A 22109-nucleotide genomic window follows, 5' to 3' on the forward strand; every position below is an offset into this window, starting at 1 on the left:
ATACTACAAAGGGCTACGGGTGTGCTACGCACAGGAGCGAACGGCCGTGACGGCAGGGGCGGGAACGGGAACCGGACCCGCGCGCCTCCCTCCGCCGGGACGGGGCGCGGACCCGGCGCGTCCTATACATCCCGTGCGTCCGATTTCATGAGGTGCCGTCCGGTGCGCACGGCATGTCCGGTACATCCGGTACGCACGGCTTCTCTAGGCCGCCTCCCGTGTCACGAGGCCTTCCGTCGCACCGCGGGCAGCAGGATCAGGTGGGTGCCCGGCCGGCCCGCGCGCCGGCCGTTGGTGGTGGCGTAGACGTCCACGGGACCGGCCGGGCGCCAGTGCTGGCCGAGCCGCTTGGCCGTGTACATCGCCTCGTCCGCGCCCCGCAGCAGCTCCGGGAGCCCGGCGCCGGGGCGGTGGCCGACGCGACAGAGGCCGATCGAGGCCCGCGGGGAGAGCGTCGCCGCGTCGGTGTCGAGCGGCGCGGAGAGCCGGGCCGAGAGCCCGTACGTCAACTCGGCGTCGGGGTCCGCGTCCGGGGCGAGCCGGACGACGGCGGTGAACTCGTCACCGCCCAGCCGCGCCGCGAACCCGCCCCGCTCCCGGCACCAGACCGACAGGCGCCGGCCGACCGCCGCGATGACCTGGTCGCCCACCGCGTGGCCATGGGTGTCGTTGATCTGCTTGAAGCCGTTGAGGTCCAGGAGCAGCACCGCGGCGTCCGGGTGCCTGATCGCCCGTCGCGCGCGGGAGGTGAACTCCTCACGGCGCATCAGGCCCGTCAGCGGGTCGGTGCGGGCGGTACGGAGCCGACGGGCGAGGACGAGCGCGTGGGTGACCCAGCCGAGGGTGGGGGCGGCTATGGGTAAGACCTGCAGCAGGAGGTTCATCGGGCACCTTCCGGAACGGAGAGCCGGCCCGTCGCGTCGTCGTCGTGGGGGCGCGGGCGGGCCTGTGGGTGGGTCCGGTCATGCTGGAGATCCCCACTTCTGCCGGAAGGGAGCGAGTGACGGCGAACACCCCTTCTTCGCGAGGGTGTTCACGAGCCGCCGCCCGCGCGGTGCGCGCTTCCTCTGGCGGTGGGCGGCCGTCCCCGGCAGGCTGTGCACCCCGGGTGCAAGGGCCGGCGGACAAGGACCAACGGACAGCGGACAGCGGACAGCGGACAGCGACCAGCCGGAGGCCGGATCATGAGCCCACGGAACACCCGCCCCACGACTCCGCGGAGCGGCACGCGGCAGAGCCCGCGCGTCGCCCTCACCCCGCGCGCCGCCGAGCTCGTGCGGCGGCTGCGCGCGGAGCACGGCCCCCTGATGTTCCACCAGTCCGGCGGCTGCTGCGACGGCAGTTCGCCCATGTGCTACCCGTACGGCGAGTTCCGTACGGGCGCCTCCGACGTGCTGCTCGCCGAGCTCGGGGTCGACGGCGTGGCCGAACCGGTCGGGTTCTGGATGTCGGCCGACCAGTTCGAACGCTGGTGCCACACCCACCTCACGGTGGACGTGGTCCCCGGGCGCGGCAGCGGCTTCTCCCTCGAAGCCCCCGAGGGGGTGCGCTTCCTGGTCCGCTCACGCCTGCTCACGGACGACGAGACCCGCCGCCTCGGGCCCGGGGGCCCGTCTCACGGCGACGCGTCCGCCGACACCAGCGCGCACAGCCGCTCCGGCGGCCCCGGCCGGGCGTAGTACCAGCCCTGCGCCGTGTCGCAGCCGAGCCCCCGCAGGTGTTCCGCCTGCGTGCCCGTCTCCACGCCCTCGACCGTCACGGACAGGTCGAGGGTGTGGGCGAGGGACACGATCCCCTCGACGATCTTCACATCGACGGGGTCGGCGGGCGAGCACTGCATGCCCCGGGTGAAGGAGCGGTCGAGCTTGAGCGTGCTGACGGGCAGCCGGCGCAGGTAGGAGAGGTTGGAGTAGCCGGTTCCGAAGTCGTCGAGGGCGATGTCCACGCCCATGTCGGCGAGCTGCCGCAGCGGGCGCAGCTCCTCCTCGTCGGCACCGATCAGCGCGTTCTCGGTGACCTCCAGGCAGAGGGCGGACGGCGGCAGGCCGGCGTTCTCCAGGACGGCGACGGTCTCGGCGACGAGCGAGGGGTAGCGCAGCTGGGACGGCGAGAGGTTGACGTTGACCCGCATCGGGGCCCGGCACTTGCCCTCGCTGCGCCAGGCGCGGGCCTGCCGGGCCGCCTCCTCCAGCACCCAGCGGCCGAGCGGCACGATCAGGCCCGTGCTCTCGGCGAGCGGGATGAACTGGTCGGGGCCGAGCACTCCGTGCACGGGGTGCAGCCAGCGTACGAGCGCCTCGGCGCCCCGCACGCTGCCGTCGGTGAGCCGGACCAGCGGCTGGTACTCGATGAAGAACTCGCCGTTCTCCAGCGCCGCGGGCAGCCCGTTGGTCAGGCTGTGCCGGGCGATGGCGCGGGCGTCGCAGTCGGCGTCGGCGAGCTCGTAGCGGTTGCCGCCGGCCGCCTTGGCCCGGTACATCGTGATGTCGGCGCTGCGCAGCACCTCGGCCGCGTCGCGTCCGCCCGCGGTCCCGTCGACGATGCCGATGCTGGCCCGTACGGACAGGTCGCGGCCCTCGAGCCGGACGGGGTCGGCCAGCGCGGCGAGCATCCGGCGGGCGAGCGCGGTGGCGTCGCTGGGCGCGGACGGGCCGGTGAGCAGGGCCACGAACTCGTCACCGCCCAGGCGGGCGACGAGCTGCTCCGGCGCGGTGGCGCAGGAGCGCAGCCGCTCGGCGACGGCGACGAGCAGCTGGTCGCCCACGGCGTGGCCGAGGCTGTCGTTGACGGCCTTGAAGCCGTCGAGGTCGAGGTAGCACAGGCCGAAGCGGGCGGGGCCCTCCCCGGCCGTGTCGAGCGCCCTGTCGAGGGCCTCGAAGAAGAGGGTGCGGTTGGGCAGGCCGGTGAGGGCGTCGTGGGTGGCCTCGTAGCGCAGCTGCTCGTGGAGGAGCCGGCGCTCGGTGATGTCCTCCATCAGCGCCAGCTGGTACTGGGGCCGCCCGTGGGCGTCGCGCAGCAGGGACACCGTCAGGTCGGTCCACAGGACGCTGCCGTCGCTGCGGTAGTACGGCTTCTCGACGCGGTAGTAGTCGCGGTCGCCGCGGACGAGCTCGCGGTAGAGGCCCCACATGCCGGGCGCGTCGTCGGGGTGGACCATCTCGCCCACGTTCCGGCCCGTCACCTCGTGGGCCACGCTGCCGAACATCTGGGTCAGGGCGTCGTTGACGTCCATGATGCGGCCGTCGACGTCGGCGATGCCGACGCCGATGGCCGCCCCCTCGAACACCGCCCGGAACCGGGCCTCGCTGGTGTGCAGGGCCCGCTCGGTCTCCGCCTGCGCGGCGAGCGCGGCGCGGGAGAGCGCCTCCTGCTCGGCGAGGGTGCGCTCGCGCAGGGCGCGGGCGAAACCCGCGGCGACGGCGTGCTGGAGCCGCGCGCAGCGGGCGCGGGCCTCCTCCGGGGCGAGGCCGCCGTCGCCGGGCGGGCAGCACGCGAGGAGGTGGGCGTCGACGGCGTCGAGGATCAGCGGCAGGGTGTCGGGGTCGGTGCAGTGCGCGGTGACGAGCGCGGCGCCGACCTCGGCGGCGGGTCCGGGGTCGAAGTCGGGGGTGCGCAGCGCGGCGGCGAGCCGCTCGGCGAGCGGGACGAGGTGATGCTCGAACTCGTCGCGGGTCAGGGGCGTCGCGGTGGCCGGGTAGATCACCCGGTTCCACAGCGCGGCGAACCGCCGCGGGCCGTCACCGGAGCCCGCACCGGGACGGCGCCGGGCGCCCGGCCCCGGCAGGGGCTCCCCCGGGCCGCTCCGCTCGCGCCCGCACGGCTCGACTCCGCACGGCTCGACTCCGCACGCGCCGGAGCCGCCCGGCTCCGGCCCCTTGGTCTCGGCCGTGACGGCGGTCCCGGCCGCTCCGGCCGCGCCGACTGTCCCGGCCGCTCCGGCCGCCCCGGCCACTCCGGCTGCCCCGGCCGCTTCGGCCGTACTGACCGACCCGGCCGACCCGACCGACCCGACCACCCCGGCCGTACCAGCCGATCCGGCCGCCCCCGTCCCGTCGGCGCCGTCGCCACCCTCACCGATGCCGTCATCGATGCCGTCACCGCCGGCCGATTCCCGTGCCCGGGCATGCGTCTGCCCGTCCCGCACGCAGAACCCGGCGATCCTGCCCACCGCGGCGCCCATAGCGGGCGCCCCGCTTCCGATTCCCACCCCGACCCCGACCCCGGTTCCACCCGCGGTTCCGTTTCCGGTTCCGCTTGTCGTTCCGTCTGTTGCCCCGCCCGGCGCCTTGTCCCCCACAAGGTGCCCGGCGACTTCCGTCCTGGCAGGACCTAAGGTAACCCGGCGGGACGTTCCGTCCCCCGGTCCGCCCGGCCTGCCGCCTCCCGACGGGCGGGTCACGGCTTGCGCCCCACGCCGGCGAACCCCACGTGCATGGCGGGATCGTCGTCCGGGGCCGGTGGCGCGCCCCGCCCCCCGGTGACCGGGTCGGGGCGCCAGGACGGCATGGACACCAGGCCCGGCTCCACCATCTCGAAGCCGTCGAAGAAGCGGGCCACCTCGGCGCGCGGGCGCATGTGCAGCGGCGAGCCCGCCCTGCGGTAGACGCCCTCCACGGCCTCGCCCTCCTCCGGCTTCATCGGGCCGGAGTCGGTCGACGCGTGGGTGAGGACCAGCAGGCTGCCCGGGGCGAGCGCCTCGCGCAGCTGGGCGACGGCGCCCCAGGGGTCGTCCCCGTCCCGGGTGAAGTGCAGCACGGCTACGAGCAGCAGGGCCACCGGCCGGTCCAGGTCCAGCAGGCCCGCGACCTCGCGGCTGGCCAGGACGGACCGCGGGTCCCGCAGGTCCGCGGCCACGACGGCGGCACGGGGGTCGCCGTCCAGGACGGCCCGGCTGTGCGCGACGGCGACCGGGTCGTGGTCGACGTAGACGACGCGCGTGGCGGGGTCCGCGGCGCGCGCGATCTCGTGGACGTTGCCGAAGGTCGGGATGCCGGAGCCGATGTCGAGGAACTGGGTGACGCCCTGTCCGACGGCGTAGCGCACGGCGCGCCGCAGGAAGGCCCGGTTCGCCTGCATGATCTTCGGCAGGCCCGGGAAGGCGACCATGGCCCGGCGCCCGGCCTCCCGGTCGGCCTCGAAATTGTGCGAACCACCCAGGAAGTAGTCGTAGATACGGGACACGCTCGGCACCGAGATGTCGATGCCCGGAGGGGCCCAGGTAGGACGCTCGATCACTCTGTCGCTCCAGCTCATCGCGCGGGCATTGGAGCAGAGGCTACTGATCGTTCGTTCGAATGGAAGGTGCAAGCGGAAATCAACGGTCCGCATGCGGTCGCTCACTCGTGTCCATCCGCTGCGGGTGCGTCACCCGGGGCACACTGAAACCGCTTTCCCCCGTGATATGCGTCTCTCCCGCACTCCCCTCGGCCGCCCACCCCGACGGGCGGACGGCCGGTGTGCGGACGCTCGGACGTCCGGACGGTCAGCGCAGCCGGAGCTCCTTCAGCGCGCGCGCCTGCTCCGGAGCGGGGTCGACGGGGAAGTAGAGGTAACAGACGCCTCCCGTGCCGCTCCTGACCTGTCCCTGCGCGTTGTAGCGCTTGGTCCTGAGCCAGATGTTCTCGAACTGGCGGCGTTTGTAGACGCGCCGGACCGCCGCGTCCGTCGGGCTCGCCGGGTCGTTGGCCACGACGTCACCATCGCGGGTGAACCCGATGAGACACATGAGGTGACCGGCCGTGCCGTAGCCGGCTCCGTCGAGTTCCTCGGCGAGGAACGACTGGGAGGTGATGACGGGGATCTTCGCCCGGACGAGCCGCTCGACGTCGTTCAGCGAGCCCAGCCGTGTGACCAGGGCCTGGAGTTCGCGGTACGTCGCGGCGTAGGCGGCGTTGAACGGCCAGTTGCCGCAGCCCTTGTACTGGTAGTCGTAGGTGTGCCGGGCCGCGTGGCAGACCTGGGGGTCCTCGAAGGCCGGGTCGACCCAGGCGAGGTCCTCGGGCGTGACCCTGCGGCCCCAGTACTCGATGACCATCTGCGAGGACGTCGGGCTGCACCACGCCTCGCCGCCGTTGTCGTACTCCGGGTACCGCCCCTTGTGGATCTCCTGCGAGAAGCGCGGCACCTTCAGCTCGCGCCCGGCACCGGACCCCGGCACCGAGGCGGGCACGGTGAAGCGGTCGGGGACGTCGGACCCCATGGCGCCGAGCCGCCACACCGTCGGGGTCAGCCCGGACCCGGGCCTGCGGTACAGCGTCAGGCGCAGCTCGTAGGAGGCGAGCCGCAGGCCGGTCGCGGGGTTGTCGACGGCCAGCGTGTCGGTGGAGACGCTGCTCTTCCCGTCGCCCTGCCCGTCGACGGACGTGCGCCGGATGTCGCCGGTCGCGTCCCCCGCGGTCCACCGGCCCATGACGTACCAGGGGGTCGTCGCGCGGTCGGTGTAGGTGCCGCGCAGCTCCACCTGGAGCCAGGTGCCCGCGGGGGCATGGGCGTTCCAGGAGGCGATGACCTCGCTCGCGGGGACGGACGGCCGGTGGACGGGGCTGGTCCAGGTGGCGTACTCCCAGGCGGTGGTGGTGCGGGTGTGCGGGTCGGTGTAGTCGAGGGTGCCGACGGGGCGGGCGACGGTCAGGCCGGGGCGCTCGCCCGTACGGACACGGGTGCCGTGGGCGCTGCCCTGGCGCCAGTCGGCGGCGGTGGTCCAGGCGCGGTCGTCGACGGCGGGGCGCCCGCCGGGCGCGGCCGCGGGGGACGAGGAGCCGGCGGAAGGGGATCCGGCGGGATCCGCGGGACCGGAAGAGGAGGACGGTGACGTGGGCGGCGGCGAGGCGGCGAAGGCGAGCGCGGGGGCGGCGGTGACGCCGCCCGCCGCCGCGGCCCCGAGGGCCGCGGCGAGTACGGTGCGGCGGGGTGTGGGTCTGCTGGTCATGGCGGTGATCCCCCAGTCGGTCGACGGGTGCGGTGCGGCCAAAGGTTCGGATTCGGGTCCGCGTGCGACCCCGGATACGCGTACGCGTTCCACGTACGGGGTCGGATACGCGAACGGCTCGGGTACGCGCACGGGTACGCGTACGGGTTCAGGTGCGAGCCACTGATTCCCCGTACGGCGCGTCCCCAATACCGGGCGCCCGCCGTACCGGCCATAGGGTGATCCGGTGAACGAGCCCCGCCCCGCTTCCGCCCGGTTCCCCCTGGATCCTCCACCGGACCCGCTGCCGGCCCTCGCCCGGCGGCTGCGGGCGCTGCCGCCGTCCCTCGGGCCGGTGCGGCTCGTGGCCGTCGACGGGCACGCCGGCTCGGGGAAGTCGACCTTCTGCGCCCGGCTGGCGGCGGCGCTGGGCGGCGCGCCCGTCCTCCATCTGGACGACCTCGCGACGCACGAGGAGCTGTTCGGCTGGGTCGGGCGGATGGCCGAAGGGGTCCTCACGCCCTTCGCGCGCGGCGAGGCCGCCCGCTACCGCGCCTACGACTGGGTGGCACGGCGGTTCGAGGAGGAGCGCGAGCTGCCCGCCGCCCCCGTGGTGCTCGTCGAGGGCGTCGGCGCGGGCCGCCGGGCGCTGAGGCCCCATCTGGCGTGCCTGCTGTGGATGGAGTTGGCGTACGAGCGCTCCTGGGAAAGGGGTCAACTCCGCGACGGGCCCGGCCTGACCGAATTCTGGGACGGCTGGAAGCGAGCGGAGTTCGAACATTTCACCGTGGACCCGACGCGCCCGTACGCCGAACTGCTGATTCTTCAGGGCGAAGAGGGGTACGAGGTGCTGCCGGGGCCGCGGCAACTGCCCTGAACACCCCTCACCCTCACTGTCGGTGACCGCCCACCGTCACACAGCCCTCACACAGCCGCAGGTCGGAGGCACCCCACCGCCGGATCCCCGCCGAGTGCGCCAACTCCGCTTGACCGAGGGGGCGTACAGGACTTACGTTCTCATTGTGCGGCCGGTGAAGGCCGCTTGTGGACGCGAAGCCCCCGGTTGTTCCCCCGTGATCGGGGGCTTCGTTCCCCTCACCCCTTTCCCGTATGAGCGCTTTGCTCCCGGGCCCTCCTCACCCAGGGTTACCACCCCCCGGCCCCCGAACCGACCCCGCGGGGATCGCGTTTCCGCCGTGAACAGCGGTGCGGCACCCTTCGGCCCACGCCGACCACGCAGGTACGATGCGAGCGGTGCACCCATCGGCGGGTGCGCCGAGCACACTGGTCAACTCCCGTCCACAGCACAGCGGTTCAAAAAGCGGGTCAGGCACGAGCCCGGCAGCACGCTACGGGGGCACGGTTTGTGGGGGACGTGATGGATTTCGGCATGCAGGGCCCACCCGCCCCGGCCGATCTCGCCTGGCTGCGCGCCGTCGACGCCTACACCATGGGCGCGTACGCACAGGCCGAGGAGGAGTTCCGCGCGGCGGTCCGGGTCGACCCGGGGATGGCGGACGCCTGGCTCGGTCTGCACGCGCTGCGCGCCGACACCACGACCGCGCTGCTGCGCATGTACCGCCACCGGGACCGCTTCGGAGAGCAGCGCGCCCGCCACCGGCGGACCCTCAATTCCTGGTACTGGCTCGGCTGGTGGGTGCAGCCCGTCCTGGAGAGCGGCCGCGACCTCCTGCTCGCCCACGCCTCGCACTGGCTCGACGGCCGCCATGTGCCGGAGCTGGACCGGGCGCTGGCCGGCTGCCCGCCCGTCGAGACCGACCTCCAGGCCCGCTTCCTGCACGCCTGCCGCGCCTATCTGGTGAAGGACTGGGAGCAGCTCGTACGCCACACCGAGCCGCTGCTGGACGACCCCCTGCTCGGCATCGAGGCGGGGCTGTTCGGCGGCATGGCCCGGGTCCGGCTGGAGATGTACGGGCAGGCCGAACCGCTGCTGGCCGCCGCCCTGATGCGCTGCCGCAGCGAGCAGCCGCAGCGCAAGGAGCTGCGCTACTGGCTGGCCCGCGCCCACGAGGGCACCGGGCGCAGCGCCGCGGCCCTCCCCCTCTACCGGGCGGTCCACCGGGTGGACCCCTCCTTCATGGACACCTCGGCCCGGCTCACCGCCATCGCCGACGGGGACGGCCTGGAGGACCACCTGGGCCTCGCCCCGGTGCCGCTCGGCGGCCCGCCCGGCCAGGAGCCCGCGCCCTCCGGCGACACCACGGCGGCGGATCCCGATCCGGCCGCGACACCGGGCTCCCTCGACGGCCGGGGCGTTCTGACCGGCACGGACCCGGTGCCCACCGGCTCCCCGCAGGCCGACGGCGACGACCTGCGCCGCAAGGCCCGCGTCCCCGCGCAAACCCCGCCCGAGCAGCCGTCGCCGGGCCCCTCCGACCCCGTGCTGCTGGCCAAGGCGCTCTCGGAGCTGGAGCGGATGGTGGGCCTGGAGCCGGTGAAGCGGCAGGTGCGGGCGCTGTCGGCGCAGCTGCACATGGCACGGCTGAGGGCCGGCCAGGGACTGCCCGTACAGCCCCCCAAGCGCCACTTCGTCTTCTCCGGCCCCTCGGGCACAGGGAAGACCACGGTCGCGCGGATCCTCGGCCGGGTCTTCTACGCCCTCGGGCTGCTCGGCGGCGACCATCTGGTGGAGGCCCAGCGGGCCGACCTGGTGGGTGAGTTCCTGGGCCAGACGGCGGTGAAGGCCAATGAGCTGATCGACTCCGCGCTCGGCGGGGTGCTCTTCGTCGACGAGGCGTACAGCCTCTCCAACTCCGGCTACAGCAAGGGCGACGCCTACGGCGACGAGGCCCTCCAGGTCCTGCTCAAGCGCGCGGAGGACAACCGCGACCGGCTGGTGGTGATCCTGGCCGGCTACCCCGAGGGCATGGACCGCCTGCTCGCCACCAACCCCGGTCTGGGCTCCCGCTTCACCACCCGGGTGGACTTCCCCAGCTACCGCCCCGCCGAACTCACCAGCATCGGCGAGGTGCTCGCCGGCGAGAACGGCGACCGCTGGGACGACGAGGCGCTGGAGGAGCTGCGCAGCATCAGCGGGCACGTGGTCGAGCAGGGCTGGATCGACGAGCTGGGCAACGGCCGCTTCCTGCGCACTCTGTACGAGAAGAGCTGCGCGTACCGCGATCTGCGGCTGTCGGGGTATCCGGGCGAGCTGTCGCGGGACGACCTGGCGACGCTGCGGCTGCCGGATCTGATGCAGGCGTACGGCGAGGTGCTGTCCGGGCCGGGCTGGAACTCACCGCGGCCCGGGTCCCGCGATCCCCAGGACCCGGCGTAGGACGAACCCGGGCTCAAGCGCCGGGCGGGCTGAATCAGCCCGTCCGGCGCTTGAGGACATTCGGGAAGGGGCGGGTAGGGGAAAGGCCACCCGCACGCCGGCACGGCCGGACCGCTCAGCCCGCCAACGCCTCCTCCCGAGGCAGCCGGGGATCCGCGACCCTGACCGTGGGGACCACCCGGTGCGAAGGGTCCCTCACCTCGCCCACCAGCATCTCCAGCACGTCCTCCAGCGCCACGAGCCCCAGCACCCGCCCGGTCCCGTCCGCGACGGCCGCCAGGTGCGCGGCGGCCCTCCGCATCACGGTGAGGGCGTCGTCCAGGGGCAGTTCGGCCCGGAGGGTCTCCACGCGGCGCCAGATGTGCTGCGGGACGGCGCGCTCGCGGTCCTCCAGGTCCAGGACGTCCTTCACATGGAGGTAGCCCATGATGACGCCGCCGGGGCCGGCCACCGGGAAGCGGGAGTAGCCGGTCCGTACCGTCAGTTCCTCGACCTGCCGAGGGGTGACGGACGGGTCTACGGTGACCAGGGTGGCGGGGTCCAGGAGGACGTCCGTGACCGGGCGGCTGCCCAGCTCCAGGGCGTCCTCCAGGCGCTCCTGCTCGGCCCGCTCCAGCAGCCCGGCCTGACGGGAGTCCGCCACCAGGCGGTTGAGCTGCTCGCTGGTGAAGACGGCCTCCACCTCGTCCTTGGGCTCGACGCGGAACAGCCGGAGCACACCGTGCGCGCAGGCGCCGAGCAGCGCGGTGACCGGCCGGCAGAGCCGGGCGAAGGCGACCAGGCCGGGGCCGAGCCAGAGCGCCGCCCGGTCGGGGGCCGACATCGCCAGGTTCTTCGGCACCATCTCGCCGATGACCAGGTGCAGGAAGACCACGAGTGCCAGGGCGATCACATAGCCCAGGGGGTGGATCAGCCCGGCCGGCAGCCCCACCGCGTGGAAGACGGGCTCCAGCAGCCGGGCCACGGTCGGCTCGGCCACCGCGCCGAGGGTCAGGGAGCAGACGGTGATGCCGAACTGAGCCGCCGCCATCATCTGCGGCAGGTTCTCCAGCCCGGTCAGGACGGTGCGGGCGCGGCCCGAGCCCTCGGCGGCCCGGGGTTCGATCTGGCTGCGGCGTACGGAGACGAGCGCGAACTCGGCGCCGACGAAGAAGCCGTTGGCGAGCACCAGCACGAGGGCGAAGAGGAGTTGCAGGAAGCTCATCGCGCGTCCCCCCGGCCCGCCGCGCCCGCACCCGCACCGACGCCCGCGGCGACGAGAGGGGCCGTACGGGCGAACCGCACCCGCTCGGCGCGGTGGTGGCCCACCCGGCGCACCGAGAGCCGCCAGCCGGGCAGTTCGGCGGTGTCGCCGGGCACGGGGATGCGGCCGAGGAGGTCGGCGACGAGCCCGGCCACGGTCTCGTACGGGCCGTCGGGCGCCTCCAGTCCTATGCGGCGCAGGGCGTCGACCCGGCAGCCGCCGTCGGCGTCCCAGACGGACCGGCCGTCCTCGCAGGCGACGGGGGCCAGTTCGGGCCGCCCGGCGTCCAGGGCGTCGTGCTCGTCGCGGACCTCGCCGACGAGCTCCTCGACGATGTCCTCCAGGGTCACCACCCCGGCCGTGCCGCCGTATTCGTCGACGACGACGGCTATCGGCTGCCCGCTGCGCAGCTGTTCCAGCAGCGGCTGCACGGGCAGCGTCCCGGGGACGAGCATGGGGGCGACGGCAATCCGGCCGACGGGCGTGCGCAGCCGGTCGGGGCCGGGGACCGCGAGGGCCGCCTTGAGGTGGACCATGCCGACGATCTCGTCCAGGCGCTCGTGGTAGACCGGGAAACGGGAGAGACCGGTGGCCCGGGTGAGGTTGAGGACGTCCTCGGCGGTCGCGGACGACTGGAGGGCGCTGACCTTCACCCGCGGGGTCATCACGTGCTGCGCGGTCAGCTCGCCGAGCGAGAGGGTCCGTACGAACAGGTCGGCGGTGTCCTGCTCCAGGGCGCCGGCCCGGGCCGAGTGCCGGGCGAGGGAGACGAGTTCGCCGGGGGTGCGGGCGGAGGCCAGCTCCTCGGCGGGCTCGACGCCCATGGCCCGCACCAGCCGGTTGGCCACCGCGTTCAGCGCGGTGATCACGGGGCGGAAGAGGTGGGCGAAGGCGTGCTGGGGGCCGGCGACGAAGCGCGCGACCTGGAGGGGCCGGGAGACCGCCCAGTTCTTGGGCACGAGCTCGCCGACGACCATCTGGACGGCCGAGGCGACCAGCATGCCGGTGACCACGGCGACGCCGGGGGCGGCGCCGTCGGGGACGCCCGCGCCGGCCAGCGGGCCGGTGAGCAGGTGGCCCAGGGCGGGCTCGGCGAGCATGCCGACCACCAAGGAGGTGATGGTGATGCCGAGTTGGGTGCCCGAGAGCTGGAAGGAGAGCTCGCGCAGGGAGGCGACGACGGTGCGGGCGCGGCGGTCGCCGTCGGCCGCGGCCCGTTCGGCCTCCGGCTTCTCGACGGTCACCAGGCCGAACTCGGCGGCGACGAAGAAGCCGTTCGCCAGGATGAGGAGCAGGGCTGCCGCGAGAAGCAGCAGGGACACGGTGACACTCATGCCGCCGCCTCGTCACGGTGGGCGGCGGCGCGGGTACTGCAGGACGATCCGTCCATTGCCGGAGGGAGTCACTCCTCGGTTCGCAGGTGCCCCGCGCGGCCGTGCTGAACCGTGGCCGCTGCGGTGCGGGGCGGGGCACGATGTGTGCCCGTGGCACCAGAGTAATCAAGGAGGTGCCGCCCGGGGGCGGGCGGGAGCCTCAGGTCGTGGAGCTTCCGGTGCCGTGCGCCTCGGCGAGCGCGCGCAGCGCGCGGGCGTCGGCGATGGCCTGCTGCTTGGCGACGCCCGGCTGGATGCCCATGGCCGGCAGGCTGGTGCCGTCGGAGAGGTCGAGGTGGACCCAGGCGTCACCGGCGCGCAGGTTGACCCGGACGACCTGGGCCCAGGCCAGCCGCCGGGTCGTCGCCAGGTTCACCACGGTGACGCCCTCCTCGGAGGCGACGACCTTGGGGCGGCTGAGCACCGCGAGCGCCGCGAAGAACAGCAGCCCGGTGCCGATGAAGGTGGCCCGGTCCCCGCCCGTGAGGGTGGAGAGCGTCAGGGACATCACCGTGAGCACGGTGAAGAGCGCGGCGCCGAGGGACAGCAGCACGATCCGGGTACGGGTGGGCCGGAAGGTGACGGGCAGCTGGGGCAGGCCGGCCGGGGGCGGGGTGGACACGTCGTACGTTCCTTCGGGCCGTCAGAGGCGGCAGGCGTGGATGCCGGTGGTGAGGATGGCGCGCGCGCCCAGCTCGTACAGCTCGTCCATGATCCGCTGGGCGTCCTGGGCGGGGACCATCGAGCGGACGGCGACCCAGCCCTCGTGGTGCAGCGGGGAGACGGTGGGCGATTCCAGGCCGGGGGTGAGGGAGACGGCGCGCTCGACGTGCTCGACACGGATGTCGTAGTCCATCATCACGTAGCGCCGGGCGACGAGGACGCCCTGCATCCGGCGGAGGAACTGCTGGACCTTGGGGTCGTCGAGGGGGGCGCCGGCGCGGCGGATGACGACGGCCTCGGACTCCAGGATGGGCTCGCCGATGATCTCCAGGCCGGCGTTGCGCAGCGTGGTGCCGGTCTCGACGACATCCGCGATGATCTCGGCGACGCCGAGCTGGATGGCCGTCTCGACGGCGCCGTCGAGGTGGACGACGGAGGCGTCGACGCCGTGGTCGGCGAGGTGCTTGGTGACCAGGCCGGAGAAGGAGGTGGCGATGGTCATGCCGCCGAAGTCGCCGACGTCCTTCGCGGTGCCCGGCCGGGTGGCGTAGCGGAAGGTCGACCCGGCGAAGCCGAGCTGCATGATCTCCTCGGCCTGGGAGCCGGAGTCCAGCAGCAGGTCGCGGCCGGTGATGCCGATGTCGAGCTTGCCGGAGCCGACGTACACCGCGATGTCGCGCGGGCGCAGGAAGAAGAACTCGACATCGTTGGCCGAGTCGACGAGGACCAGTTCCCTGCGGTCCTTGCGCTGGCGGTAGCCGGCCTCATGGAGCATCGCCGACGCAGGCTCGGAGAGAGAACCCTTGTTGGGAACGGCGATGCGCAGCATGAGGTTTGCTTCTTCCTTTATGTGTAATGCGTGTCGTCTGTGATGCGGGTGCGTCAAATGCGGTCCGTGGGGCGTTTCGCGGGGTGCGAATCGCCCTACGGGCTACAGATGAGCGTATACGTCGTCGAGGGAGATCCCCCGGGCGACCATCATCACCTGAACGTGGTAGAGGAGCTGGGAGATCTCCTCGGCGGTGGCGTCGGCGCCCTCGTACTCGGCGGCCATCCACACCTCGGCGGCCTCCTCGACCACCTTCTTGCCGATGGCGTGCACCCCCTTGTCCACCAGTTCGGCGGTGCGGGAGGTGGTGGGGTCGCCGGAGGCGGCCTTCTGCTGGAGCTCGGTGAACAGCTCCTCGAACGTCTTCTTGGACATGGTGGTCCTACCCTACGGGGTCCGGCCCCCGGGTCAGTGCCAGGGCTCCGACACGGAGCGCAGGATGACGGCCGTGGCGAGGGCGGCGGTGACGGCCTCGTGGCCCTTGTCCTCGTGGGAACCCTCCAGTCCGGCGCGGTCCAGGGCCTGCTCCTCGGTGTCGCACGTCAGGACGCCGAAGCCGACGGGGACACCGGTGTCGGTGGAGACCTGGGTGAGCCCCTGGGTCACGCCCTGGCACACGTACTCGAAGTGCGGGGTGCCGCCGCGGATGACGACGCCGAGGGCGACGATCGCGTCGTAGCCCCGGCCGGCCAGGACCTTGGCCACGACCGGCAGCTCCCAGCTGCCGGGAACGCGGAGCAGGGTCGGCTCGTCGATGCCGATGTCGTGCAGGGCCCGCAGGGCGCCGTCGACGAGGCCGTCCATCACCTTCTCGTGCCACTGCGCGGCGATCACGGCCACACGCAGGTCCTGGCAGTTCCGCACACTCAGCTCGGGGGCGCCCTTGCCGCTCACGTTTCTCCTCGGGTGGTTCGCCTGCGGGATCTTCGCAGGGGGTTCGGGTGGATCGGGTGGATCAGGGGTTTCTCACTGGTTGGCGCAGGGCGACACCGGGTCGGCGTCGAGCCAGGGCAGGTCGTGGCCCATCCGGTCGCGCTTGGTGCGCAGATAGCGGAGGTTGTGCTCGCCCGCCTGCACCGGCATCGGCTCCCGGCCGGTGACCTCGAGCCCGTGCCGGGTGAGGGCGGCGGTCTTGTCGGGGTTGTTGGTCATCAGCCGCAGCGAGCGGACGCCGAGGTCGGCGAGGATCTGCGCGCCGGCGGCGTAGTCGCGGCCGTCCGCGGGGAGGCCGAGTTCGAGGTTGGCGTCCAGCGTGTCGCGGCCCTCCTCCTGAAGCTCGTAGGCGCGCAGCTTGGGCAGCAGACCGATGCCGCGGCCCTCGTGGCCCCGGAGGTAGAGGACGACACCGCGCCCCTCGGTGGCGATCCGCTCCAGGGAGGCGTGCAGCTGCGGGCCGCAGTCGCAGCGCTGGGAGGCGAAGACGTCGCCGGTCAGGCACTCGGAGTGGACGCGCACCAGGACGTCCTCGCCGTCGCCGAGGTCGCCTGCCACCAGCGCGATGTGCTCCACGCCGTCCACCGTCGAGCGGTAGCCGTGGGCGCGGAAGTCGCCGAAGGCGGTGGGCAGCCGGGTGGCGGCCTCGCGGCGGACGGTGGGCTCGGCCGAGCGGCGGTAGGCGATCAGATCCTCGATGGAGATGATCGACAGGCCGTGCTTCCGGGCGAAGGGGATCAGCTCGGGCAGCCGCAGCATCGCGCCGTCCTCGCCCGCGATCTCCACGATCGCGGCGGCGGGCCGCAGCCCGGCGAGCCGGGCGAGGTCCACGCCGGCCTCGGTGTGGCCGTCGCGGACGAGCACCCCGCCGGGCTTGGCGCGCAGCGGGAAGACATGGCCGGGGCGGACGAAGTCGCCGGGGGCCGTGGTGGGGTCGGCGAGCAGCCGGATGGTGGTGGCGCGGTCGGCGGCGGAGATGCCGGTGCCGGTGCCGTGGGCGCGGGTGGCGTCGACCGAGACGGTGAAGGCGGTGCGCATCGACTCGGTGTTGTGCTCGACCATCTGCGGCAGGTCGAGCCGGGTGATGTCCGGCTCCTCCAGCGGCACGCAGATCAGGCCGCGGCACTCGCTCATCATGAAGGCCACGATCTCGGTGGTGACCTTCTCGGCGGCGACGACGAGGTCGCCCTCGTTCTCCCGGTCCTCGTCGTCCACGACGACGACGGGCCGGCCGGCCGCGATGTCGGCGATGGCGCGCTCGATCGGGTCGAGGGTCAGGTCGTCGGTGTCGTACCAGGTCGGCAGGGCGGTCATGCCGCTGCTCCTTCCAGTGCCGGCTGCTGCGTGCCCGAACGGGAGCGCAGCCACCAGTCGCGCAGGCCCCACAGGACGAGGGCGAGATAGATGACGTAGACGAGGCCGGAGAAGGCCAGTCCGCTGCTGAAGGCGAGGGGGACGCCGACGACGTCCACGAGCAGCCAGGCGAACCAGAACTCGACGAGGCCGCGCGCCTGGGCGACCATCGCGGCGAGCGTGCCGACGAAGATGTAGGCGTCCGGCCAGGGGTTCCAGGACAGCTCCGGCACGGCCGTGAACAGGGCGCCGACGGCGAGGGTGCCGACGGCGGTGCCCACGAGCAGGGTGAGGCGCTCACGCCAGGTGGCGAAGCGGACGGCGATCGAGCCGTCCTGCGCCTCGCGCCGGCCGCGGTGCCACTGCCGCCAGCCCCACAGCGCGACGCCGATGACCAGGAGCTGCTTGCCGATGCCGCCGCTGAGGTGCGCGGAGGCGTAGGCGGCGACGAGGATCAGGCCGGAGAGGAACTGCGTGGGCCAGGTCCATATGGAGCGCCGCCAGCCGAGGGCCAGGGCGGCCAGGCCGACACTGTTCCCGATCATGTCGGACCAGATGACGTGCTGCCCGAAGGCGGCGAACGCCTCGCTGTTGAGCCAGTTCAGGGCGCTCATGCGACCGGCTCCCCGGTGCCCCGGACGGCGCCGTCGGCGAGCAGCCGCTCGACGTACTTGGCGAGGACGTCGACCTCGAGGTTGACCGGGTCGCCGACCCGCTTCACCCCGAGGGTGGTCAGCTGGAGCGTGGTGGGGATGAGGCTGACGGTGAAGAAGTCCCGGCCGGCCTCGACGACGGTCAGGCTGATGCCGTCGACGGTGATGGAGCCCTTGTCCACGACGTAGCGGCGCAGCGCGGCCGGGAGGGCGATCTTCACGATCTCCCAGTGCTCGCCGGGCACCCGCTCCAGGATGGTGCCGGTGCCGTCGACGTGGCCCTGGACGAGGTGGCCGCCGAGGCGTCCGCCGAGCGCCATGGGGCGTTCGAGGTTGACGCGGGAGCCGGGGACGAGCGCCCCGAGGCTGGAGCGCTTGAGGGACTCGGCCATCACGTCCGCCGTGAACTCCCCGTCCGCGGTCTCGACGACCGTCAGACAGACGCCGTTGACGGCGATGGAGTCACCGTGCTTGGCGCCCTCGGTGACCAGCGGGCCGCGGAGCCGGAACAGCGAGGAGTCGCCACGGCTGTCGACGGAGACGACCTCGCCCAGTTCTTCGACGATTCCGGTGAACACGTTCAGTTCTCCTCAGGAGCGGTGGTGGCAGTGGTGGGGACCGCGGTGATCCGCAGGTCGGGGCCGAGCCGGGTGACGTCGGTGACGGCCAGGCGGGGCGCCTTCGCGAGCGTGGCGACGCCGGCGTCGCCGAGGGCCGTGGGGCCCGCGCCGAGCAGGGCGGGGGCGAGATAGCCGACGACGCGGTCGACGGCGCCGGCGGCGACGAACGCGCCGGCGAGGGTGGGGCCGCCCTCCAGCAGGACGGAGCGGACCCCGCGCCCGTGGAGCTCGGCGAGCAGGGCGGTGATGTCGAGGCCGGTGCCGTTCCGGGGCAGCCGGACGACGTCGGCGCCGGTCAGGTGGGCGGTGTCGGCGTGCTCGCCGACGGCGATCAGGGTGGGCGCCGCGTCGTCGAGGACCCGGGCGCCGGGCCGGACGGAGGCGTGGGTGTCGACGACGACGCGCAGCGGCTGGGTGACGGTCCCCTCGCCGAGGAGGGGGCCGCGCACGGCCAGGTGCGGGTCGTCGGCGCGCAGGGTGCCGGAGCCGACGACGACGGCGTCGGCCTCGGCGCGCAGCCGGTGGACGTCGGCGCGGGACTCCGCGGAGGAGATCCAGCGGCTGGTGCCGTCGGCGGCGGCGCTGCGCCCGTCGAGGGTGGCGGCGTACTTCCACAGCACGAAGGGGCGGCCGAGGGCGGCCGAGGTGAGCCAGGCGGCGTTGCCGGCCGCCGCCTCGGCGGCGAGCAGCCCGCCCTCGACGTCCACGCCGGCGGCGGCCAGCGTGGCGGCGCCGCCGGTGGCGTCGGGGGTGGGGTCGGCGACGGCGTAGACGACCCGGCCGACACCGGCGGCGATGAGGGCCTGGGCACAGGGGCCCGTGCGACCGGTGTGGTTGCAGGGTTCGAGGGTGACGACGGCGGTGCCACCGCGGATGTCGTGGCCGGCCTCGGCCGCGGCGCGCAGGGCGTTCACCTCGGCGTGCGGGGTGCCCGCGCGGTGGTGCCAGCCCTCGCCCGCCGGGCGGCCCTGCGCGTCGAGCAGGACGCAGCCCACGACGGGGTTGGGGCTGGTGGAGCCGAGGGCACGAGCGGCGAGCGCGATCGCACGCCGCATCGCTTCTGCTTCGACGGTGCCCTCTTGGGTGGCCACCGGGTCCTCCTGCCTCTTCGGGCACGGACTCCGGGGCTGTCGTACGGGACGACGAAGAGACGGGTACGCCGACGACGAGGACACCGGTGGCCCGGAATCGGCCGAGGAGGGAGCCCACCCCTCACGGGGCGGCCGCCACCTGTGGAACGGTGTGCCGTCACATACCCGCCGCGCACTGCCTCCCATCCGGACTTTAACCGTCGGTCCAGGAATTTCACCTGGTCAACCGACCGCTGGCTGCGGACGGGTCGCGGACTGTAACCGCCGGTTCGGACTTTCACCGACCCCGGAGTGCGCTGCGTAAATGGATCTCAATTCATGCTACATGGCGCCTGACCTGCACGTTCCTTGAAAACCGCCGGGACGCTACTGGTAAGGCGCCTCCGAGCGTACGCCGAGGGGCGGCGCGGTGTCCACGGTGATGTGACGGAGTGCGGCGGCCGAAACCCGAGGGTCCGGGGAGCCGCCCGGCGGAATCAAAGGGTCCGCCGGGCCGGCGCCACGCGGGCCGCCGGGGGCGCACGGGCCGGGTGGTGCGGCCGGAGGGCCCCTGTCCGAAGACCGCGACTCGAACTTTGGTCCGTACCTATTGACGCACTGGTCTAGTCCTTTTAACCTCTGCCACACCTCCGAGGAGTACGGCCCGCGGTTGGCGCGAACCCGGGCCATGGCACGACGCACGCACCCCCCGCATCGCTCGACCGACCCCCCACCTGGAGGAACCCGATCATGCTGGCCGGAAACAGACCCGTCGACCACCCGCCCGCGAGACCCGCCCGCGGGTCCCGCCGCGGCCTCACCCTCGCCGCCGTCGGCACCGCCCTGGCCGGGCTGCTCGTCGGCACGCTCTCCGCGACCGCCTCGCACGCCGAGGACCAGTCCGCCTGTCGCCCCGACGGCCTCTACACCACACCGGGCGTCGACGTCCCCTACTGTTCCGTCTACGACGCCGCCGGCCGCGAGAAGATGGGCGCCGACCACCAGCGCCGCGTCATCGGCTACTTCACGGGCTGGCGCACCGGCAAGGACGGCACCCCCGCCTACCTCGCCTCCGACATCCCCTGGGACAAGGTCACCCACCTCAACTACGCCTTCGCGCACGTCGGCCCGGACGACAGGATCTCCGTCGGCAAGGACAGCGCGGACAACCCCGCGACCGGCATGACCTGGCCGGGCGTCCAGGGCACCGAGATGGACCCGGACCTGCCCTACAAGGGCCACTTCAACCTGCTGAACAAATTCAAGAAGCAGCACCCCCGGGTGAAGACCCTCGTCTCGGTGGGCGGCTGGGCCGAGACCGGCGGCTATATCGACGAGAACGGCAAGCGCGTCGACTCCGGCGGCTTCTACAAGACCGCGACCAACGCCGACGGCTCGGTGAACCAGGCCGGGATCGACACCTTCGCCGACTCCGCCGTCGCGTTCGTCAAGAAATACGGATTCAACGGACTCGACATCGACTACGAATACCCGACGTCGATGAAGGACGCCGGGAACCCCAAGGACTGGGCACTCGCCAACGCCCGGCGCGGCGGCCTCAACAAGGGGTACGCGGCACTGATGAAGACCCTCCGCGAGAAACTGGACCGCGCGGGCGCGGCGGACGGCAAGCACTACCTCCTCTCCGTCGCCGCCCCCTCCTCCGGCTATCTGCTGCGCGGCATGGAGACGTACCAGACGACGAAATACCTGGACTACGTCAATGTGATGTCGTACGACCTGCACGGCGCCTGGAACGAGTTCGTGGGGCCGAACGCCGCGCTGTACGACGACGGGAAGGACGCCGAGCTGGCCAAATGGGGCGTCTACACCACCGCGCAGTACGGCGGCACCGGCTATCTCAACGGCGACTGGTCGTACCACTACTTCCGGGGCGCCCTGCCGCCCGGGCGGATCAACCTGGGCCTGCCCTACTACTCGCGCGGCTGGAAGAACGTCACCGGCGGCACCGACGGCCTGTGGGGCACCGCGAAGACCACCACCTGCCCGGCCGGCTCGGGCCTGACCACCTGCGGTGACGGCGCCGTCGGCATCGACAACCTCTGGCACGACAAGGACGACGCCGGCAAGGAGTCCCCCGCCGGTTCGAACCCCATGTGGCACGCCAAGAACCTGGAGAAGGGCGTCGTCGGGGACTACGCCACGAAATACGGCTTCCCGGCCGGCACCAAGCTGACCGGCACCTACGCCCGCAAGTACGACGCCACCCTGGTCGCCCCCTGGCTCTGGAACGCCGAGAAGAAGGTCTTCCTCTCCACCGAGGACGAGCAGTCCGTGAAGGCCAAGGCCCAGTACGTCGTCGACAAGGGGCTCGGCGGCACGATGGTCTGGGAACTGGCGGGCGACTACGGCTACAACGCCGCCAAGGGCCAGTACGAACCCGGCACCACGCTCACCTCCACGATGTACGACGCGTTCAAGGCGGCCCCCGCCTACGGCGCCCGGCGGGCCACCACCGAACTCCCCGCACAGGCGATCGACATCGACGTCAGCCTCACCAACTTCGCGCTGGGCGACAGCAACTACCCCATCAACCCGAAGATCCACTTCACCAACAGGACCAAGTCCACCATCCCCGGCGGCGCGGAATTCCAGTTCGACTACGCGAATTCCGCACCGGGCAACGCCAAGGACCAATCGGGCTGGGGGCTGAAGGTCGTCCGCAGCGACCACACGGCGGGCAACAACATCGGCGGCCTCAAGGGCGACTACCACCGCGTCTCGGTGAAGCTGCCGGCCTCCCAGCCGCTCGCCCCCGGCGCCTCGGCCGACCTCGACTTCGTCTACTACCTGCCGACGTCGACGCCCTCCAACTGGACCGTCGGCTTCGGCGGGAAGACGTACGCCCTCGCCGGCGACCTGACGCGCGGCACGACCGTGGTCGAGCCGGGCGGCGCCACACCGACCCCGACCGGCACCCCGACGGGCACGCCCACCCCGACCCCGACCGGCGGCGCCTGCACGGCCCCGTCCTGGGACAAGGCGGGCGTGTACAACGGCGGCGCCACCGTCTCCTGGAAGTCGCACTCCTGGAAGGCCCGGTGGTGGACCCAGGGCGACGAGCCCGGAACCACCGGCGAATGGGGGGTGTGGCAGGACCTCGGCGCCTGCTGAGCGGGCCGCCCCACCCACCGCGTCGCCCACGA

18 protein-coding genes and 1 riboswitch are annotated in these 22109 nt (G+C 73.1%); of the genes, 4 read left to right on the plus strand and 14 right to left on the minus strand.

The genetic code is table 11. The features are described 5' to 3' along the window. Window positions 1-221: 221 nt before the first annotated feature. A complete protein-coding gene (locus LUZ64_RS08790) occupies window positions 222-884 on the minus strand; it encodes a GGDEF domain-containing protein (protein WP_095580754.1) in 663 nt (220 codons plus the stop codon). A 300-nt stretch (window positions 885-1184) separates the two neighbouring features. Here LUZ64_RS08790 and LUZ64_RS08795 point away from each other — a divergent pair, with 300 nt between their 5' ends. Further along, a complete protein-coding gene (locus tag LUZ64_RS08795) occupies window positions 1185-1679 on the plus strand; it encodes a DUF779 domain-containing protein (protein ID WP_095580756.1) in 495 nt (164 codons plus the stop codon). Here the strand turns inward: LUZ64_RS08795 and LUZ64_RS08800 are convergent. The 3 genes from LUZ64_RS08800 to LUZ64_RS08810 all read right to left on the minus strand — a co-directional run bounded on the left by LUZ64_RS08800 (window position 1616) and on the right by LUZ64_RS08810 (window position 6928). After that, window positions 1616-4180 carry a putative bifunctional diguanylate cyclase/phosphodiesterase gene (locus LUZ64_RS08800; RefSeq protein WP_232390217.1) on the minus strand — a complete coding sequence of 855 codons (2565 nt, stop codon included), beginning with the start codon at window positions 4178-4180 and terminating at the stop codon, window positions 1616-1618. The genes LUZ64_RS08795 and LUZ64_RS08800 overlap by 64 nt on opposite strands. 215 nt (window positions 4181-4395) lie before the next feature. Then, window positions 4396-5232 (minus strand): SAM-dependent methyltransferase, encoded by an 837-nt coding sequence (locus LUZ64_RS08805; protein ID WP_095580824.1) that lies wholly within the window; start codon window positions 5230-5232, stop codon window positions 4396-4398. Between the two features lie 250 nt (window positions 5233-5482). Beyond that, window positions 5483-6928: a C39 family peptidase gene (locus tag LUZ64_RS08810; protein ID WP_095580825.1), complete on the minus strand. Its 1446-nt coding sequence runs from the start codon at window positions 6926-6928 to the stop codon at window positions 5483-5485. Between the two features lie 226 nt (window positions 6929-7154). On the opposite strand from LUZ64_RS08810, the gene LUZ64_RS08815 reads away from it, so the two are divergent. Next, entirely contained in the window at window positions 7155-7784 is a 630-nt protein-coding gene (locus tag LUZ64_RS08815; protein WP_372472005.1) for a uridine kinase family protein, read from the plus strand. A gap of 501 nt (window positions 7785-8285) precedes the next feature. Further along, window positions 8286-10205: an AAA family ATPase gene (locus LUZ64_RS08820; protein ID WP_095580827.1), complete on the plus strand. Its 1920-nt coding sequence runs from the start codon at window positions 8286-8288 to the stop codon at window positions 10203-10205. A gap of 115 nt (window positions 10206-10320) precedes the next feature. Here LUZ64_RS08820 and LUZ64_RS08825 read toward each other — a convergent pair whose 3' ends face one another. From LUZ64_RS08825 to ribD, 10 genes are all read right to left on the minus strand, one after another. After that, window positions 10321-11409, minus strand: coding sequence for a hemolysin family protein (locus LUZ64_RS08825; RefSeq protein ID WP_095580758.1), 1089 nt, complete (start codon window positions 11407-11409; stop codon window positions 10321-10323). Beyond that, window positions 11406-12782, minus strand: coding sequence for a hemolysin family protein (locus LUZ64_RS08830; RefSeq protein WP_095580759.1), 1377 nt, complete (start codon window positions 12780-12782; stop codon window positions 11406-11408). The genes LUZ64_RS08825 and LUZ64_RS08830 overlap by 4 nt, the downstream gene beginning before the upstream one ends. A gap of 199 nt (window positions 12783-12981) precedes the next feature. Further along, the gene (locus LUZ64_RS08835; RefSeq protein WP_095580761.1) at window positions 12982-13443 is read right to left on the minus strand and encodes a PH domain-containing protein; all 462 of its coding nucleotides are present in this window, start codon (window positions 13441-13443) and stop codon (window positions 12982-12984) included. Window positions 13444-13464: 21 nt separating this feature from the next. After that, window positions 13465-14313: an ATP phosphoribosyltransferase gene (gene hisG, locus LUZ64_RS08840; RefSeq protein ID WP_087929012.1), complete on the minus strand. Its 849-nt coding sequence runs from the start codon at window positions 14311-14313 to the stop codon at window positions 13465-13467. Between the two features lie 102 nt (window positions 14314-14415). Next, on the minus strand, window positions 14416-14688 hold the full coding sequence (locus LUZ64_RS08845) for a phosphoribosyl-ATP diphosphatase (protein ID WP_095580763.1): 273 nt from the start codon (window positions 14686-14688) through the stop codon (window positions 14416-14418). A 33-nt stretch (window positions 14689-14721) separates the two neighbouring features. Continuing rightward, window positions 14722-15207, minus strand: a complete 486-nt coding sequence (gene ribH / locus LUZ64_RS08850; RefSeq protein ID WP_095580765.1) for a 6,7-dimethyl-8-ribityllumazine synthase — start codon at window positions 15205-15207, stop codon at window positions 14722-14724. A gap of 72 nt (window positions 15208-15279) precedes the next feature. Continuing rightward, the gene (locus tag LUZ64_RS08855) at window positions 15280-16560 is read right to left on the minus strand and encodes a bifunctional 3,4-dihydroxy-2-butanone-4-phosphate synthase/GTP cyclohydrolase II (RefSeq protein WP_095580767.1); all 1281 of its coding nucleotides are present in this window, start codon (window positions 16558-16560) and stop codon (window positions 15280-15282) included. After that, complete coding sequence (locus tag LUZ64_RS08860) at window positions 16557-17213, minus strand: nicotinamide mononucleotide transporter family protein (RefSeq protein ID WP_095580769.1); 657 nt, start codon at window positions 17211-17213, stop codon at window positions 16557-16559. Before LUZ64_RS08860 ends, LUZ64_RS08855 begins: the two co-directional genes overlap by 4 nt. After that, window positions 17210-17830 (minus strand): riboflavin synthase, encoded by a 621-nt coding sequence (locus LUZ64_RS08865; RefSeq protein ID WP_095580771.1) that lies wholly within the window; start codon window positions 17828-17830, stop codon window positions 17210-17212. Before LUZ64_RS08865 ends, LUZ64_RS08860 begins: the two co-directional genes overlap by 4 nt. Window positions 17831-17832: 2 nt before the next feature. Next, on the minus strand, window positions 17833-18927 hold the full coding sequence (gene ribD, locus LUZ64_RS08870; RefSeq protein ID WP_095580828.1) for a bifunctional diaminohydroxyphosphoribosylaminopyrimidine deaminase/5-amino-6-(5-phosphoribosylamino)uracil reductase RibD: 1095 nt from the start codon (window positions 18925-18927) through the stop codon (window positions 17833-17835). Between the two features lie 204 nt (window positions 18928-19131). Continuing rightward, window positions 19132-19262: riboswitch (FMN riboswitch) on the minus strand. A gap of 430 nt (window positions 19263-19692) precedes the next feature. On the opposite strand from ribD, the gene LUZ64_RS08875 reads away from it, so the two are divergent. Next, window positions 19693-22077: a chitinase C-terminal domain-containing protein gene (locus LUZ64_RS08875; protein ID WP_095580773.1), complete on the plus strand. Its 2385-nt coding sequence runs from the start codon at window positions 19693-19695 to the stop codon at window positions 22075-22077. Window positions 22078-22109 lie beyond the last annotated feature (32 nt).

Source organism: Streptomyces albireticuli, from assembly GCF_021228125.1.
GTDB lineage: Bacteria > Actinomycetota > Actinomycetes > Streptomycetales > Streptomycetaceae > Streptomyces > Streptomyces albireticuli.